The sequence below is a fragment of the Marinicella gelatinilytica genome (genome assembly GCF_026410405.1).
In the GTDB taxonomy this organism is placed as follows: domain Bacteria; phylum Pseudomonadota; class Gammaproteobacteria; order Xanthomonadales; family Marinicellaceae; genus Marinicella; species Marinicella gelatinilytica.
Genome location: NZ_JAPMLN010000002.1, coordinates 1 through 16,457 on the forward strand (window position 1 = coordinate 1; position 16,457 = coordinate 16,457).

The following is a 16,457-nucleotide window of genomic DNA, read 5'->3' on the forward strand; positions in this document are numbered from 1 at the left end:
TTGGTGGGTCTGGCTGGAGTTGAACCAGCGACCTCACCCTTATCAGGGGTGCGCTCTAACCAACTGAGCTACAGACCCATTTACTTGGTCTTTTGCCTGTTTACTGCGTTGCGCTTGTCGTTCGGTTGGTCACATACAGTCGTATGCTCCCGCCCTCTCTCCGGCGCGCGCCTTGTTAACAAACAAAATACCGGCGTAAATGCTCATCCGTTTATCGTCTTGGCTTCGCTGTCGCTTGCCTAACATTTACACGCAAATGGTAAAACACATAGCAAACGCCATCTGTTTTTTTAAACTGGTGGAGCTATGCGGGATCGAACCGCAGACCTCTTGAATGCAAATCAAGTGCTCTCCCAGCTGAGCTATAGCCCCGTCTGTTTTTACTTTATACTTTAGATAACTTGTGTGGACACCCGAGAATCAATCTCAAGGTCATCTTTTAGGAGGTGATCCAGCCACTGGTTCCCCAACGGCTACCTTGTTACGACTTCACCCCAGTCATGAACCACTCCGTGGTGACCGTCTTCCTCGAAAGGTTAGACTAGCCACTTCTGGAGCAACCCACTCCCATGGTGTGACGGGCGGTGTGTACAAGGCCCGGGAACGTATTCACCGCGACATTGCTGATTCGCGATTACTAGCGATTCCGACTTCACGCAGTCGAGTTGCAGACTGCGATCCGGACTAAGATGTACTTTCTGGGATTAGCTCCCCCTCGCGGGTTGGCAACCCTCTGTATACACCATTGTAGCACGTGTGTAGCCCATCCCGTAAGGGCCATGATGACTTGACGTCGTCCCCACCTTCCTCCGGCTTATCACCGGCAGTCTCCTTAGAGTTCTCAACTAAATGTTAGCAACTAAGGATAGGGGTTGCGCTCGTTGCGGGACTTAACCCAACATCTCACGACACGAGCTGACGACAGCCGTGCAGCACCTGTCACTCGGTTCCCGAAGGCACGGGTCCACTACGGACCTTTCCGAGGATGTCAAGGGATGGTAAGGTTCTTCGCGTTGCATCGAATTAAACCACATGCTCCACCGCTTGTGCGGGCCCCCGTCAATTCCTTTGAGTTTTACCGTTGCCGGCGTACTCCCCAGGCGGAGAACTTAACGCGTTAGCTTCGCTACCAATGCGTCTATAGCACTGACAGCCAGTCCTCATCGTTTAGGGCGTGGACTACCAGGGTATCTAATCCTGTTCGCTCCCCACGCTTTCGTACCTCAGCGTCAGTGTAGTGCCAGTAAGTCGCCTTCGCCACTGATGTTCCTCAAGACCTCTACGCATTTCACCGCTACGCCTTGAATTCCACTTACCTCTCACTCACTCTAGCCAAACAGTTTCAAATGCAGTTCCCAGGTTAAGCCCGGGGATTTCACATCTGACTTATTAAGCCGCCTACGTACCCTTTACGCCCAGTAATTCCGATTAACGCTCGCACCCTCCGTATTACCGCGGCTGCTGGCACGGAGTTAGCCGGTGCTTATTCCTATGGTACCGTCAATGCCATGCGCTATTAACACACAACACTTCTTCCCATATAAAAGTGCTTTACAACCCGAAGGCCTTCTTCACACACGCGGNATTGCTGGATCAGGCTTGCGCCCATTGTCCAATATTCCCCACTGCTGCCTCCCGTAGGAGTCTGGGCCGTGTCTCAGTCCCAATGTGGCTGATCATCCTCTCAAACCAGCTATAGATCGCAGTCTTGGTAGGCCTTTACCCCACCAACTAACTAATCTAACGCGGGCTCATCCAATAGCAAGTGCTTTCAAGAAGAGGCACCCTTTCATCCGTAGATATTATTCGGTTTTAATCCGGATTTCTCCGGGCTATCCCCAACTACTGGGTAGATTCCCACGCGTTACTCACCCGTCCGCCACTCGTCAGCAAAGAAGCAAGCTTCTCTCTGTTACCGTTCGACTTGCATGTGTTAGGCATACCGCCAGCGTTCAATCTGAGCCAGGATCAAACTCTTCAATTAATTTACAATGCTGTCATTTTAATAAATTAAAACTTCAACACCTTATTCATTGTGAGAAATCTTTGACAATNTCTCGGTTTGACCTAACTTATATAATTTTAAGAAATTACGTGATAGTTATGGTCACTTTTTGTCGTTGTACCTTTATTAACATCAACTCAAGTGCCCACACAAGTTATCTATTTGAGTTTTTAAATTACTCTTTTGAATCTCAAGTCTTAACGACTTTTAACCCAAAAATACTCCCGGCATTTCGCTCGGGAAAGGTGCGATATTATCGCTGATTTTTTTCCTTTTGCAAGCTTTTTTAGAACTATTTTTAATTCGTCCCAACTCGTTAATGAAAACACATTAACTTACTCGCTCAAGGGCTGCGTATTATCACCCAAAATTTTTGCTTTGCAAGCTTTTTTAATAACTAAATTTTATAAAAAAACAATTACCCTAAAACCATTTAAACGCCGGTTTAAAAAACCATTGTTGCAAAGCAAGATGCGCATTATAGACATTCAGCTTTGTTTGTAAAGGGCTATTTTTAAATAAATCAGCGCCACACCCATGAAGGTCTGTATACAGTGATTCTCAGTTAAATTTTAGGCAAAAAAAACCGCCGGCATATAAAATACCGGCGGTTCTAAGAAATATATTTTTCCCGACTTACTGGATGTGACTAACAATATAGTCGACCGCTGCCTGAACCTGCTCATCCGTTAAATCCGTCCGACCACCTTTGGCAGGCATTAAACCGGCACTGCCTGTGTAGCCTTCAATGGCATGTTTATAGAGAGTCTCTATGCCTTGTTCCATTCTGCTGTCCCATTGCGATTTAACAAGCGTTGGCGACCCGCCCGCTCCGGTGGTATGACAAGCCATACAAACGTTGTCATAAATAAGTTGGCCGTCAACAGAACCATCAAAAGGTGCCTCTGCACCACCAGCAACGACAGGCGCTGCAGCAACAGCATTAGGGTCGGTATTGACCGTGGCGACTGGTTGGATGTTGCTTTGCACAACACTGCGGTCAACTTGGTCACTATGATCACCAACAGAACTGTAATGAACAGATCGACCAATTAATATCAGGATAATTGCCAGTACAGTTAATACGGCAGAAAATATGGTGAAGTTTCTGAAAAACACCGAATCTCGATCACTCATGAAAATACCTGTTTGATTAGCTATTATTATTGAAGACGCATTATAGATGACTGACGCGGGTTTGCCAATTATAAATGTGTCTTCTAAGCGCATCACTCATCTGCTCGAAAGCTGATATACAAACAGGCAGGAATACCAAAAGGATCGATATATTCATGTACCTCTTTGATAATATACTTATGCTCATAACAGAATTTATAACGATTGGCTTAGTTACACCATCAAGAAATTGTATTGGCTTGCTCAGCTTCCTTGACTGTTTTAATGCGATTTTCTGTATCCACAAAAACCAACTTGGGCTGATGACTTTTGGCTTCTTCAAGACACATACTGGCATAACTGGCCAAAATAACTAAATCACCGGGCTGAGCGTGCCTGGCAGCGGCACCATTGAGGCAAATTTGCCCCTGAGAACCTTTAATAACGTAAGTTGTCAAGCGAGCACCATTGTTACAATTCAACACATCAATTTTTTGATTAATATGCAAACCGGCGGCATCAATTAATGTCGGGCAAATTGAGATGGAACCTTCATAATTAAGATTCGCTTCGGTGACAGTGGCTCGATGTATTTTGCAGTAGAGTAATTCTATATTCATAATTTAAAGTTTTTGATTCATTGTATAAGCCAGATATAAGCCTTTTAAGACCAAGTCAGGCACAATATCATGATAAATATGACCGGACTTAAAAAGTGCGGCAAAACCACCGGTACCAATGACCATCGGTGGCTGTTTTTTAAATAATTCGTGACTGAGTTTTGTAACTATATTTTTTAACGCACCTTCAGTTCCATAATACAATCCAGATTGAATGCTGTTAATGGTATTTCTGCCCAATGTTTGTGGTGGCGCTGAAATTTCGACCGTACCTAGCTTCGACGCCCCGCCGGCCAATGCCTGCATGGCCATTTTCAAACCCGGCATGATAACGCCGCCAAGATATTTTTGCTCAGCTGAAACTGCACAGAAAGTAATCGCGGTACCTAAATCAATTATTATTAAATTTTTTCCGGGGAAAAGATGGCTCGCAGCTATGGCACCGGCAATACGATCAGCGCCAACCTCTTGCGGGTTTTGATAGCCAACTTTAAGTCCGGTTTTGACCCCGGCTTGTAGCACAAAGGGCTCAATGGCAAAGTACTTTTGACAAGCGGATTTAATTGAATAGAGCACTTCAGGCACCACTGTACACAGTGAGATGGCTGTAATGGAAGCGGGGTCAAGGCCATTTTCACGTAAGACGCCGCGCAGAAATAAGCCATATTCATCTGATGAAGCGCCACTTTTTGAGGCCATTCTAAATTGTAATTTTAAAACTTGATCAGCAAAAACCCCTCCGTGCATATGGCTGTTACCAATGTCTAAACACAAAATCATACCGACATCTCCCACAATGTCATGAGCACACTGACCACAGACTGAATATCAGAACACTCAAAAGCATCACGGCCAGCAACATGTAAAGTAAACGGGTGCCGGTCATCATTGAAGGCATGTAAATCATTATGTGCCACCGCATAAATACCGGGTTGCATCAGCAATTTATTTACAGCAATTCGATGTTGTTTCGGATCTTCCGTATTGGTTAATTTAAAGCCAATCACTTTCAGCTCTTTGTTCTCAGACCAATGAAGTAAGTGATTGATTATTTTTGGTTGTTTAATCAATGTCAGCTGCAGAATTTCAGCTTTGGAATCGATTTTTAACTGCTGATTGACCGCTAACTCAACACCTTCTGCCTGTACCTTTGAGAGTTTATAGTCACTGACTGCTGCAGCATGAAATACTGCATCAAAATGGTGCTCAGAAAGCAATGACTTTAACGTATTTGACAAATCATCATAATCCACAAAATTATGCTGTTGTTGTACAGACTTTGGTCTGATTGCCGAATCCGCACCCAACCAAACCACAGTATGCCCTCTTGCGGACAAGTCATCTGCCAATATTGCACCGGTTTTTCCACTACTGATGTTCCCCAAATAACGAACGCCATCGATGAACTCTTTAGTGCCACCGGCAGTAACTAACATCTTCATAACAATGCCTCTATGCGAGCAACTAAGGTATCAACTTCAGGCAAACGGCCGACACCTGTTTCACCACAAGCCAAAATACCCGCTTCCGGCTCAATCAGATGAACGCCCCAGGTTTTTAACTTATTCACCGATTCCAGTGTCGCCGGATATTGCCACATCAGATAATTCATCGCCGGTATGACAATCATAGGTTTATCCAAACCATATGCAGCCATCCACGTTGTTGTCACCATATCATCGGCGATACCGGCAGCCATCTTATTGATAAGATTGGCCGTAGCAGGACAGACAATAACGGCGTCTGCCCAGCGACTGATACTAATATGCGCCATCATGTCCCCGTGAGCAAATGTATTAGTCAGCACCTGATGTCCACTTAAGCCTTCCAAAGTGGCACAACCTACAAAATGCTGTACTGAATCAGTGATAGCCACTTTTACCTGATGTCCGTCTTTAACCCAAGCTGAAATCAACCCTGTGGCTTTAGCGCAAGCAATTGAGCCGCTCATTAACAATAACTTATTCATATAAACTTACCTGCTACCGGAACGTTATCGATCAAACGAACATCACCCAAGTAAACAGCAGCCATTAGTCGATCATCATAGACCTCTAAATAATCAATCTGGAAGCCCAGTGATTGTAAGCGGCTTTTTTTTGACTCAAGGTCACCATCATCGATCAAGGTCTGATATAACATAGGCGCTAAATTGAGTTCCGCATCGCTGAGTCGCTGATTGCGTGAACTCAATGCCAAACCATCTTTATCACGCACTGTCGGACAAGCAATCACTTGGGTTGGCATAAAAAAATCTTTGACCATGGCTTTAATCAACTGCAATTGTTGATAGTCTTTTTCTCCAAAATAAACATATTCAGGTCGTACCAACTGTAATAACTTCATAACAACCGTCATAACACCTTCAAAATGACCAGGGCGATGCGCGCCGCAAAAACGTTTACTTAGCTCGTTTTCAGCAATCTTGAACCGATAACCGTGTGGATATAATTGCTCATAATCGGGCACATAAACTGCAGCAATGCCAGCTTCATCCAATTGTGTTAAATCGCTTTGTAAATCTTGCGGATAACTGTCCAAATCAGAAGATTGATTAAATTGCGTCGGATTAACAAAAATACTTACTAACACGGTATCAACAGCTTGTTGAGCTTTGCTGACCAGACCCATGTGTCCAGCATGTAAAGCACCCATGGTGGGTATCAAAGCCATTTCTTCTTGGTTGCGACGCCAACTGTTAAGTGCCGATATATCTTTTAAAACTCTCATAAATAACTTTCTTTGTCACTTGGGAAACGGCCCTGTTTTACATCTTCGGCATATTGATCAAAAGCCTGCTTAAACAGTTGCTCCGTATTTAAATACTGTCTGACAAACTTAGGGTTAAATGCAGAAGGAAACCCCAACATATCATGCGTCACCAAAACCTGACCATCGACATCACAACCGGCACCAATACCTATGGTGATTAAATTTGTTTCACGGGTAACTTGCGCGGCTAATGTTGCCGGCACACATTCCAACACCACTGAAAAGCAACCTAATTGCTGCAATTTTAAGGTATCGGCTAAAATCTTATCATGACTAACGGGATCCTTACCTTGTACTTTAAAACCACCAAACTGATTCACAAATTGTGGCGTTAAACCCACATGACCCATAACCGGTACACCGGATTGCACAATGCGCTCAATCAAATCCTCATGACCGTCTACAGCTTCCAATTTAACTGCATGGGCGCCGGCTTGCATCAGCATTTTTACAGCTTGAATGCCATGCTCGACTGATTGCCTGAATGTCATAAACGGCATATCGGCAATGACAAACTTATCTGGGGCGCCTTTGACAACTGCACTGACATGATGTTGCATACGCTCAATATCCATGGGAATGGTTGAAGTCTCCCCATGCATGACCATGGCGGCAGAATCACCCACTAAAATCATATCAACCTCTGATTGGTTCATGATTTTAGCGGCACTGTAATCGTAACAGGTCAACATCACCAACTTTTCTTTGTTGGCTTGCTTATCTTTTAAGTTATTTATATTCATAATGTACCCTCTTGGGTTTTTGATTGATGTTGACTGAGCCAGCTATCAAACGCATTGTATATATCAATCATGTTTGTGGATTGCAGCGCCTGCTTATGTCGCTGAATGGTCTCTGCATCACCCCGCACAAAGGGGCCTGTAGGCGCATCATTCGGTGACTCAAAGCTATTGAGCATACTTTGCTGAATGAACGGGTGTAACAGCTTATGTGGTAATCGCAGGTCTTGTTCCATAGCAGCAAATACGCTTTGCCAAATAAATTGCGGGAAATTACCTGCCATAACAGCCAACGCATGATAACCAGCTTTTTTAGATTTTGGGAGGCTGTAATGCGGATTTGTTAACTGCGGAAAAATTTGTTCAAAATCGATGCCTTCATCACACACAAACGGAATGCTTGGGTAGCATGATTTGGGGTAATATGAGTCACCAAAGGTCATTAACGGATGGCAACCTTGGCACAAATCACTGGTCAGAGAACCGGAGCAATGTACCAAAAACTTATCTTTAAGGATTGGATTGTTTTCGATAAAGATTTCAATGGCATCATCACTGATTAAAAGCAATATACAATCAACTTCATTTGCCATTTTAAGCAACTCTTGACTGTTATTATGGCGACGACTCCAGCGTACCAACTGCATGCCAGAGAAGGTAAAATAATATGTCAAATGTTTCGCCAATCGGCCATCGCCAATCAGCAAATATGTTTTGGGTACCTGTCGTTGCATTGATCAAGTCCTCAGTTTGTTTGTTAATAAAATTGTCACTGTTGCTAAACAATCAGTGCGGGCGATATTATAAAGGCAGGAACGTGAATAACCAATGAATTAGGTGAAAGTCTAAATTCGATAAAGACAAATAATCAAACAGAACTTAAGAAATCGCGGATGCCGTCTAAGAACATCTGCACTGCAATGGCAATTAACAACATACCCATAAGACGCTCAATGGCAATCATGCCATTTTTACCGAGGTATTTTTGCATGGCGGTGGCAGAAAATAAAATAACCGATGACAAGACCCAAGCCACCAGCAACGCAACTGACAAGGTACCCAATTCATTGGGGTGTTTACTGGCCATAAGAATTAATGTTGCTAATATCGACGGTCCTGCAACCAGGGGAATTGCTAATGGCACCAAAAAAGGCTCCTCTTCCTCCTCTTCATCACCATATTGCCGGGTCACGGGAAATATCATACGCAAAGCAATAATAAACAATATAATGGCACCGGCCAATGACACTGAACTTTGATCAAGGTGAAGAAACTTCAACATCTTCTCACCCAAAAACAAGAATAAAAACAGCACAATTAAGGCCATTATTAATTCCCGTGCCAGCACCCGATAACGATTTTCACATCGCTCAAGATAACTTAAAAATATGGGCACATTGCCCAACGGATCCATTATCAAGAACAATAAAATGGTGGCCGATAAGATATCCATGACTCCCCCTGCTAAAACCTATATTAAAAAGGCCAAATGTCTTGCCAGCGTAAAACATCGGTATCAGTATCAACCTCACCGGTGCTTAAATAATTATGATTTGGATAGTTAGCTGTGAGCATGGTTTTGGTTTCTTCAGCCAACTCCGGCTCGTCTAACTTTTCATAAGCCGCTGCCATCAAAGCCAACGCATCGGCCGCTGCTGGCGTGTCTTGATAAGCCTGTAATACAAACTTGGTGCGATTAATCGTCGCAATGGGCGCGCCACGACGCAGATAATAAGCAGCCACTTGGGTTTCATACGCTGCCAATTGGTTTTTTAAATAAACCATTCGCTGACGCGCATCCGATGCATAATCACTGTCTGGATAGCGTTCGACAAAATCTTTAAAAGCGGAAAATGAATTGCGAATATTTTCCTGGTTACGATCTGCAGAACTATCCGGATTGATGCGTTGCATTAACCCGCGGTCACTGTTGAAATATATCAGTCCTTTGAGGTAATAGGCATAGTCTAAGTTTTTATGGGCCGGATAATTTTTTATAAATCGATTAACCGTTGAAATGGCTTGTTCCATTTTGAACAGTTTGTATTGGGCAAAAGCCAATTCCAAATACCCCTGTTCAGTATAATGACCAAAGGGGTAATGAGATCTCAGATCTTTGTATTTATTCTCCGCAGCTGTCCATATACCGCCATCCAATGCCCGTTTTGCCTGTAGATACATTTCCAAAGCTGTCTCTTTGGTAACTTCAACCTCTCTGACTTTATCTTTTTTACTGCAGGCTTGTAAAAAACCAAAACTAATCACCAGCAGCAACAATAACTGGAATACTTTAAATTTATTGGTATATAACATAGGTTTATATCCTGAGGTCAATTAAAATAGGCGTATGAATGAAAAGACACAACACATAGAAAAAACATTTAATGCAGAATCAAATGATGCAGGTACACGCATAGACCAATATCTATCAGCGCAGTTCCCTAATTTCTCGCGTAATACGATTCAGCAGTGGATTAAACAAAACGCCGTAAAAATCGATGGCCATAATACCAAAAGTAAACACATTATAAAAGGATTTGAAACAATTACCGTTGCTGTTACCATTGAACAAGCCATCGCAGACAAGCCCCAAGACATGGCTTTGGACATTCGCTATGAAGATAGCCACTTGATGATTATTAACAAGCCAGCCGGATTGGTCGTTCATCCGGGGAGCGGTAATCCCGACGGCACCTTATTAAATGGCTTGTTGGCCATCAGTGAAGCTCAGCAAATGTTGCCACGGGCAGGCATTGTTCACCGCTTAGATAAAGATACCTCGGGATTAATGGTGGTGGCCAAAGAAGCTGAGTGTCAGTTAAAACTGATTGACTTGCTGAAAGATCACCTCATTGAGCGAACATATTTCTGCATTGCCAAAGGCGTGATAAAAAAACCAGGCACGGTTAAAACCATCATTGGCAGACATCCGACTCAACGCACGAAAATGGCGGTAACGCCCAAAGGCAAACCTGCCATCACGCACTATTGGCCAAGTGAACATTTTAATCATTTTACGGCTTTGCGTATTCAGCTGGAAACCGGACGCACCCACCAAATCCGAGTTCACATGCATCACCTGGACCATCCACTTGTCGGCGATCCGGTTTACGGTAATAAAAACCGCATCAATGCTGCGGTTTGTAATGAGCTCAAAGCCATCATCAGAGAATTTCCACGCCAAGCCTTACATGCCCAACGATTGGCATTTACACACCCTATTAATGATAAACAAATTCAAGTTTCTGCGCCAATACCTGACGATTTGTGTCAGTTATTGGATGATTTACATGATTTAGACAGTCCATCGTCAGAAAATGATGATTTTGAGGTGGAATATATGGAATAAAAGCCAAAAAAGTGAGCATTCGTTCGCTTTTACGATATCATAGATTTATTGGTTAGTTTAACTAACAGGCCGGTTGAACAAACCTTAGATATTTGTGGCTTTACTCCCTCTCCCACGATTAGCATTTACAACCGGCCTCATTTTTTTACCATGTCCAACCCTTTCAAATTACATCAAATCAACGGCACCCATGCTTATGTACTACAAACACATCGCCGCCTGATGACCGAATGTTTGCCGGATTTAGATATACACCCATTGCATGGTTCTGAGCGAAGCTTACAGCTTATTCAACAACGTTATCGTTTACCACACCAGCCTTTTTTTTTGCAACAAGTGCATGGTGCAGAGGCCATAACGCTTCATGAACCACCCTCAACACATTTTTGGACATCTGCCGATGCCTGTTATACCTTTCAAAAAAATATTGTTTGTGCAGTGATGACTGCGGATTGTTTGCCGGTCTTAATCACAGACAGTCAAACCAGCTTTGTGGCCGCAGTTCACTGTGGTTGGCGAAGTTTATATGAAGATATTTTGACCAAAATACTAAACAAGATATCTACAGATAATCCGTTAATTGTTTGGTTTGGCCCTGCGATATGCCAAAACCATTACCAAGTTGATCAAGCATTTAAAAATCATTACCTTAAAGCACACCCGACGGCTGCAAAAGCATTTACACGGGTCATTGACGGCCACTGTTATGCTGACATAGCAATCATGGCAAGGGTGCAGTTGCAGCATTTTGAAGTGGCTAATTTATACCTCAATGAGAGGTGTACATATGAAGATCCGGATTATTATTCGTGGCGAAGGAACAAAACAAAGGCGCGCCAAGCTTCTTTAATTTGGATGAGCACATGATGCCAGCTTAAACTTAGACAAGCACGTCACTTTGAGGTACTTGACAAGATTGTAAAATACCTTGACCTAACAGTTTAAATTCTTTGCTACGGGTGCTGCCTTTTCGCCAAGCTAAACCCACCTCTCGATACGCTTTTTTATCCATGGCTTTAACCACAATATCATCACCAATTAGATTTGAATGGACCGCCATTTCAGGAATAAAGCTAACACCTAAATTTTGTCGCACCATGGCGATTAATGTTAATAGGCTACTCGCGGTAAAGTGGCTAACCTTATCGACATGCTGGATATGACAAGCACTAATGGCATGGTCACGTAAACAGTGACCATCGTCCAACAACAACACCGAACCATCTTCCAACTGGTTTATATTGAATTGCTGACGTTTCGTGTGGCTACTTTGTTGACCGTAAATAAGGCGAAAAGGATCCTTAAATAAAGATAATGTCTCAACACTACGCAGCTCGTACGGAAGCGCCAATAACAACACATCTAAACGACCTTCCATTAACAAATCATAGATATCTGCCGTTTTACCTTCATGAATTTCCAATTCTAATTGTGGATAATTACTTTTCAAATGCGGCAGCAATGAAGGCATAACAAACGGACCGATGGTGGGAATCATGCCGATCGACAAACGACCTGATAAAGGCTTTAAATTACCTTGTGCCAAATCTGTGAGTTTTTGTAATTCCGCAATAACTGCTTGCGACTGACTGTGAACCTCGCGTCCCAAGTTGGTGATGGTGACTCGTTTATTGGTGCGATCCACGAGCTGGCCACCTAAGGTTCTTTCTAATTCTTTGATGGCGACACTAAAGGCAGACTGCGAAACAAAACAGCTTTCCGCAGCTTGGCCAAAATGATTATGCGCAACCAACGCATTAAAATATCGCAGTTGTTTAATCGTTGGATAATGCATTACTGTGATTGTGCATATAAAGCACGGTCAACAATCTCAAAGACATTTGGTGATAAATAATCTGCCGCATGAATCCTTTTGATTTGCGTAATCATTTGTGCTTTTGAATTGTTGTTAAATTGTTGATAATCATTGAACAAACTGACCATTCTGGCAGCCATCTGCGGATTAAGCGCATCCAAAGCCAGTACCTGATCAGCCAAAAAAGTATAGCCTGAGCCATCCGCGGCATGAAAACGTGTTAAATTACCGGCGCAAAAAGCACCTAATAATGAGCGAACTGCGTTTGGATTTTTTAAAGAAAACACCGACAATGACATCAGTTGTTTTACACGATCTAACGTATCCTCTGCCGGAATCGTCGCTTGTATGGACAACCACTTATTGATCATCAGCGGATTATGTTGCCAGTTTTGGTAGTAATCAGCCAATAAATCTTCAAAACCCTCCGCTTGCTGATGCGCCAATAAAGTTAATGCGGTGATGGCATCGGTGTAATTATCTGCTTGTTGATGTTGTTGTCGAATAAGTTGTATAAATTCTTTATGACCACTTTGCGCCAGATACCAAAGGCATCTGTTTTTAAGGCTTCTTTGTCCCACTTGCCGGGCGTTTATCTGATAGTCCTCTTCACTGTGGTTTTGATGATAAACCGATAAAATCTCAACCTGTAATTGTTGATTGATTTCCGCCACCAACTGCTCTTTGGCTTGATATAACGTTGCCACGTCAACAGCGTTCATATTGACAATCAAAGACTGCAGACTGGGTAGAGTAATGGCATTTGCAACCAGACCAAGGTCGATTTCATCGTTTAACAGTAATCCTCGAAATGATTTAAAAAATAAGGACGGTGTACGGTGGCTTCTGCCTTCAATCAGGGCCTGATACTTATCTAATATAACCTGTTGCTGAAGCTGTTGCGCAGCATCCCAACGGTTAAAAGCGTCACAATCATACTGCGCTAAAAATGCCAAACTTTCCAGAGACAATGACTGCTGTAATCGAACCGGTGCAGAAAATCCTTGCAATAAAGAAGGTACAGGTGCCTTGTCTACATTTTTAATATGTAAAGACTGACTCGCCTCTGTCAATTCGAAAACCATCTCAGTATCGGATACTGCATTCAAGGCAACTTGCTGACCGCCATCACCATATAAGGACAATTTAATCGGTATATGCATAGCTTGCCAGGCTTCTTGGCCGTGATAACTGCTGGGTTGTTTTTGTTGAAAATGTAAGCTGTACTGCCTGTTATCCTCATCATATTCAGTTTCAACATGAACCACAGGCGTACCGTTTTGGCTATACCATAAGCCAAACTGGGTTAAATCAACGTCGTTGGCATCGGCCATCGCGTGCCTGAAATCATCACAACTGACTGCCGTACCATCATGGCGTTTAAAATAGAGATCCATGCCTTTTTTAAAGCCGGACTCACCCAACAAGGTGTGATACATACGCACCACTTCAGCGCCTTTTTCATACACAGTTAAGGTATAGAAATTATTAATCTCAATATAAGCATCCGGCCGAACCGGATGAGACATCGGTGAAGCATCCTCGGCAAACTGGGCAGTACGTAAATGTCGTACGTCTTCAATTCGCTTAACAGCACGTGATTGTAAATCTGAAGTAAATTCCTGGTCTCGAAAAACAGTTAAACCTTCTTTTAAACTGAGTTGAAACCAATCACGACAAGTCACCCGATTGCCGGTCCAGTTATGAAAATACTCATGACCGATGACTGCTTCAACATTAATAAAATCCTGATCAGTGGCGGTATCCTTTTTAGCCAAAACATATTTGGAATTAAAAATATTTAAACCTTTATTTTCCATGGCCCCCATATTAAAGTCATCTGTTACGACAATGTTGTATTCATCTAAATCGTAAACCAAGTCAAACCGCTCTTCATCCCACTTCATGGCATTTTTTAACGACTGCATAGCAAAATCACAGGCATCAATATTCTGTTTTTCGGTATATATGCGCAATTGCACCAGTTTATCTTTAGCTGTGGTAAAGGCGTCTTCAATATAAGCCAAATCACCGGCCACCATAGCGAATAAATAGCTGGGTTTTGGGTGCGGATCAACCCACTTCACATAATGGCGGTTATGAGATAAATCACCGGCAGCCACCTGATTACCATTCGACAACAACACCGGATACCTTGTTTTATCAGCAACTATGGTCACCGTAAAAGGTGCTAACACATCGGGTCTATCGGGATAGTAGGTTATGCGCCGAAATCCCTGCGCTTCACATTGGGTTAAAAAGAACTCGCCGGATTGATAAAGGCCTTCCAGGGCCGTGTTTTCACCGGGATAAATTTTAACTTCGCTACGCAGTTCAAACTGCTCTGGCAAATCATACAGCATTAATCCTTCTTCAGTCAGATGTAAATCATCTGCTAAAATCTCTTTATCATCAATGGATAAACGCTGTAAAGATAAATGATGACCATGTAAAAACAAGTTGTTATCATCATTTATATTGTTTTGTTTAAACAATATCCGAGCACGCACTAAGGTATGGTCCTGTTCGACCAAAAAGGCCAAATCAACCCAACGCACCCAATAATTCGGTGGGCGGTAATCCTTACGGAAGATTTCTTTTTTTGTCTGACTCATAACGATGTTGTATAAATAATGACGACATTGTAGCGGAATTAAGGGTAAGCTTCAGTTAAATACATGTTGTTAATCTGCGGCTTCATTATCACCTTGTTGTGAACGACGCCGCAGGGTGCGCCCCATCATTAAACCAAACTCAAATAAAATCCACATAGGAATGGCCAACAACACCTGTGAACTAGGATCAGGTGGCGTTAAAAGCATGGCCACAACCAAGATACCAACAATGATATAAGGCCTTTTGGAAGCCAATTGAGAAGCCGTGGTAACACCAAGTACAATCAAAATAATGACCGCCACAGGAATCTCAAATGCCAAACCAAAGGCGAAAAACAATCGCACCACAATGTCTAAATAAGAATTAATATCCGGCATATAAACCACACCTTCAGGTGCAATCCCCGGCAGAAACACAAACAAAATGGGAAACACCACAAAGTAGGCAAAAGCACAACCCAAATAAAACAGTACGATGCCACTGAGCAGAATTGGCATCGCTATTTTTTTCTCATGCCGGTACAAACCGGGTGCCACAAAAGCCCAGACTTGATAAAAAATGACCGGCATACTGATTATAATGGCTAAAATAATAACCATTTTGAAAGGCGTTAAAAAAGGTGACAATACACCGGTGGCTATCATTTCCGTCCCGCTTGAAAGATTACTCATGACCGGTTTTGCAACCAATGTATAAATCTCACCGGCAAAAGGAAACATCACAACAATTAATACCAACACCGTTATCACTGCTTTTAACAAACGGCTGCGAAGCTCTATCAGATGGTCGATAATCGATTGCTCTGAATCAGTCATCACTGTCCTTATCTTTGTTGTCTTTGTTTTTGGGCTCGATGTCTATGGTCTTTGACATTTCAGCAGCCAACTGACGCGCCTCTTCAGCCATGGCATTTTCCTTGAGCTTGGCCTTAACCGCTTCTATTTCCAGTTCTTGTTCTACATCATGTTTGATTTGGTTAAATGTGCGTTTGATTTGACCAAGAAAACGGCCCATTTTTTGTGCAACGCCCGGTAATTTTTCAGGCCCAACCACTAACAAGGTCACTACAAACACCAGTAAAAGTTCAGTGAAACCAATATCGAACATGATTTACTTATCTTGTTTTTGCGATTCTTTAACAGAATCCTCGGTTTGCTGTGTTTTTTGGCTGGTTATTTCCTCCGGATCGTCATCTTGCATGCTTTTCTTAAAGCCTTTGATGGCTCCACCTAAATCTCCACCAATATTGCGTAGTTTTTTAGTACCGAAAATCAAGGCCACCACGACCAGAATGATAACAAGTTGTGTCACGCTTATGCCCATACATTGCTCCGAGTGATAATAAGGTTAAAGGGGTATTATAACGGCAAAGCCAATCAATGCCTAAGACAGAACGCACAGAAATTTAACAGCTTGAAGTATA

Annotated in this window: 17 protein-coding genes, 2 tRNA genes and 1 rRNA gene; 2 read left to right on the forward strand and 18 right to left on the reverse strand. The window is 42.8% G+C overall.

The window, feature by feature from the left end:
* Position 1: 1 nt before the first annotated feature.
* From OS173_RS01470 to OS173_RS01530, 13 genes are all read right to left on the reverse strand, one after another.
* Positions 2 to 78, reverse strand: a tRNA-Ile gene (locus tag OS173_RS01470).
* A gap of 218 nt (positions 79 to 296) precedes the next feature.
* Positions 297 to 372 (reverse strand) — tRNA-Ala (locus tag OS173_RS01475).
* Positions 373 to 439: 67 nt separating this feature from the next.
* A 16S ribosomal RNA gene (locus tag OS173_RS01480) occupies positions 440 to 1,984 on the reverse strand.
* A gap of 657 nt (positions 1,985 to 2,641) precedes the next feature.
* Positions 2,642 to 3,142, reverse strand: a complete 501-nt coding sequence (locus OS173_RS01485; protein WP_267182500.1) for a c-type cytochrome — start codon at positions 3,140 to 3,142, stop codon at positions 2,642 to 2,644.
* A gap of 221 nt (positions 3,143 to 3,363) precedes the next feature.
* Complete coding sequence (gene panD, locus OS173_RS01490; protein ID WP_267182501.1) at positions 3,364 to 3,741, reverse strand: aspartate 1-decarboxylase; 378 nt, start codon at positions 3,739 to 3,741, stop codon at positions 3,364 to 3,366.
* Positions 3,742 to 3,744: 3 nt separating this feature from the next.
* The gene (locus tag OS173_RS01495) at positions 3,745 to 4,521 is read right to left on the reverse strand and encodes a type III pantothenate kinase (RefSeq protein ID WP_267182502.1); all 777 of its coding nucleotides are present in this window, start codon (positions 4,519 to 4,521) and stop codon (positions 3,745 to 3,747) included.
* Positions 4,518 to 5,183 carry a phosphopantothenoylcysteine decarboxylase domain-containing protein gene (locus OS173_RS01500; protein ID WP_267182503.1) on the reverse strand — a complete coding sequence of 222 codons (666 nt, stop codon included), beginning with the start codon at positions 5,181 to 5,183 and terminating at the stop codon, positions 4,518 to 4,520. Before OS173_RS01500 ends, OS173_RS01495 begins: the two co-directional genes overlap by 4 nt.
* The gene (locus OS173_RS01505; protein ID WP_267182504.1) at positions 5,180 to 5,710 is read right to left on the reverse strand and encodes a flavoprotein; all 531 of its coding nucleotides are present in this window, start codon (positions 5,708 to 5,710) and stop codon (positions 5,180 to 5,182) included. The genes OS173_RS01500 and OS173_RS01505 overlap by 4 nt, the downstream gene beginning before the upstream one ends.
* Positions 5,707 to 6,471 (reverse strand): pantoate--beta-alanine ligase, encoded by a 765-nt coding sequence (gene panC, locus OS173_RS01510; RefSeq protein ID WP_267182505.1) that lies wholly within the window; start codon positions 6,469 to 6,471, stop codon positions 5,707 to 5,709. Before panC ends, OS173_RS01505 begins: the two co-directional genes overlap by 4 nt.
* Positions 6,468 to 7,256 (reverse strand): 3-methyl-2-oxobutanoate hydroxymethyltransferase, encoded by a 789-nt coding sequence (gene panB / locus OS173_RS01515; RefSeq protein WP_267182506.1) that lies wholly within the window; start codon positions 7,254 to 7,256, stop codon positions 6,468 to 6,470. Before panB ends, panC begins: the two co-directional genes overlap by 4 nt.
* Positions 7,253 to 7,987 (reverse strand): DUF2520 domain-containing protein, encoded by a 735-nt coding sequence (locus tag OS173_RS01520; protein ID WP_267182507.1) that lies wholly within the window; start codon positions 7,985 to 7,987, stop codon positions 7,253 to 7,255. Before OS173_RS01520 ends, panB begins: the two co-directional genes overlap by 4 nt.
* A 134-nt stretch (positions 7,988 to 8,121) precedes the next feature.
* Positions 8,122 to 8,706 (reverse strand): YhgN family NAAT transporter, encoded by a 585-nt coding sequence (locus OS173_RS01525; RefSeq protein WP_267182508.1) that lies wholly within the window; start codon positions 8,704 to 8,706, stop codon positions 8,122 to 8,124.
* Positions 8,707 to 8,729: 23 nt separating this feature from the next.
* Complete coding sequence (locus tag OS173_RS01530) at positions 8,730 to 9,566, reverse strand: outer membrane protein assembly factor BamD (protein WP_267182509.1); 837 nt, start codon at positions 9,564 to 9,566, stop codon at positions 8,730 to 8,732.
* A gap of 34 nt (positions 9,567 to 9,600) precedes the next feature.
* On the opposite strand from OS173_RS01530, the gene rluD reads away from it, so the two are divergent.
* Both rluD and pgeF read left to right on the forward strand, forming a co-directional pair.
* Entirely contained in the window at positions 9,601 to 10,602 is a 1,002-nt protein-coding gene (gene rluD, locus OS173_RS01535) for a 23S rRNA pseudouridine(1911/1915/1917) synthase RluD (protein ID WP_267182510.1), read from the forward strand.
* Positions 10,603 to 10,752: 150 nt separating this feature from the next.
* A complete protein-coding gene (pgeF, locus tag OS173_RS01540; RefSeq protein WP_267182511.1) occupies positions 10,753 to 11,469 on the forward strand; it encodes a peptidoglycan editing factor PgeF in 717 nt (238 codons plus the stop codon).
* 13 nt (positions 11,470 to 11,482) lie between these two features.
* Here the strand turns inward: pgeF and OS173_RS01545 are convergent, their stop codons facing one another.
* The 5 genes from OS173_RS01545 to OS173_RS01565 all read right to left on the reverse strand — a co-directional run bounded on the left by OS173_RS01545 (position 11,483) and on the right by OS173_RS01565 (position 16,345).
* Positions 11,483 to 12,397 carry a hydrogen peroxide-inducible genes activator gene (locus OS173_RS01545; protein ID WP_267182512.1) on the reverse strand — a complete coding sequence of 305 codons (915 nt, stop codon included), beginning with the start codon at positions 12,395 to 12,397 and terminating at the stop codon, positions 11,483 to 11,485.
* Complete coding sequence (gene pepN, locus OS173_RS01550; protein WP_267182513.1) at positions 12,397 to 15,033, reverse strand: aminopeptidase N; 2,637 nt, start codon at positions 15,031 to 15,033, stop codon at positions 12,397 to 12,399. The genes OS173_RS01545 and pepN overlap by 1 nt, the downstream gene beginning before the upstream one ends.
* 69 nt (positions 15,034 to 15,102) lie before the next feature.
* Positions 15,103 to 15,849, reverse strand: coding sequence for a twin-arginine translocase subunit TatC (gene tatC / locus OS173_RS01555; protein ID WP_267182514.1), 747 nt, complete (start codon positions 15,847 to 15,849; stop codon positions 15,103 to 15,105).
* Positions 15,842 to 16,141, reverse strand: a complete 300-nt coding sequence (tatB, locus tag OS173_RS01560; RefSeq protein WP_267182515.1) for a Sec-independent protein translocase protein TatB — start codon at positions 16,139 to 16,141, stop codon at positions 15,842 to 15,844. Before tatB ends, tatC begins: the two co-directional genes overlap by 8 nt.
* Before the next feature lie 3 nt (positions 16,142 to 16,144).
* Entirely contained in the window at positions 16,145 to 16,345 is a 201-nt protein-coding gene (locus tag OS173_RS01565) for a Sec-independent protein translocase subunit TatA (RefSeq protein WP_456085694.1), read from the reverse strand.
* Positions 16,346 to 16,457: the final 112 nt, after the last annotated feature.

Bases quoted from the DNA above. Each gene is read 5' to 3' on its own strand.
- OS173_RS01505 (WP_267182504.1), bottom strand. From the start codon at position 5,710: ATGAATAAGTTATTGTTAATGAGCGGCTCAATTGCTTGCGCTAAAGCC.
- panC (WP_267182505.1), bottom strand. From the start codon at position 6,471: ATGAGAGTTTTAAAAGATATATCGGCACTTAACAGTTGGCGTCGCAAC.
- OS173_RS01500 (WP_267182503.1), bottom strand. From the start codon at position 5,183: ATGAAGATGTTAGTTACTGCCGGTGGCACTAAAGAGTTCATCGATGGC.
- OS173_RS01525 (WP_267182508.1), bottom strand. From the start codon at position 8,706: ATGGATATCTTATCGGCCACCATTTTATTGTTCTTGATAATGGATCCG.
- tatC (WP_267182514.1), bottom strand. From the start codon at position 15,849: ATGACTGATTCAGAGCAATCGATTATCGACCATCTGATAGAGCTTCGC.
- tatB (WP_267182515.1), bottom strand. From the start codon at position 16,141: ATGTTCGATATTGGTTTCACTGAACTTTTACTGGTGTTTGTAGTGACC.
- pepN (WP_267182513.1), bottom strand. From the start codon at position 15,033: ATGAGTCAGACAAAAAAAGAAATCTTCCGTAAGGATTACCGCCCACCG.
- OS173_RS01495 (WP_267182502.1), bottom strand. From the start codon at position 4,521: ATGATTTTGTGTTTAGACATTGGTAACAGCCATATGCACGGAGGGGTT.
- OS173_RS01530 (WP_267182509.1), bottom strand. From the start codon at position 9,566: ATGTTATATACCAATAAATTTAAAGTATTCCAGTTATTGTTGCTGCTG.
- OS173_RS01520 (WP_267182507.1), bottom strand. From the start codon at position 7,987: ATGCAACGACAGGTACCCAAAACATATTTGCTGATTGGCGATGGCCGA.
- rluD (WP_267182510.1), top strand. From the start codon at position 9,601: ATGAATGAAAAGACACAACACATAGAAAAAACATTTAATGCAGAATCA.
- panD (WP_267182501.1), bottom strand. From the start codon at position 3,741: ATGAATATAGAATTACTCTACTGCAAAATACATCGAGCCACTGTCACC.
- panB (WP_267182506.1), bottom strand. From the start codon at position 7,256: ATGAATATAAATAACTTAAAAGATAAGCAAGCCAACAAAGAAAAGTTG.
- OS173_RS01485 (WP_267182500.1), bottom strand. From the start codon at position 3,142: ATGAGTGATCGAGATTCGGTGTTTTTCAGAAACTTCACCATATTTTCT.
- pgeF (WP_267182511.1), top strand. From the start codon at position 10,753: ATGTCCAACCCTTTCAAATTACATCAAATCAACGGCACCCATGCTTAT.
- OS173_RS01545 (WP_267182512.1), bottom strand. From the start codon at position 12,397: ATGCATTATCCAACGATTAAACAACTGCGATATTTTAATGCGTTGGTT.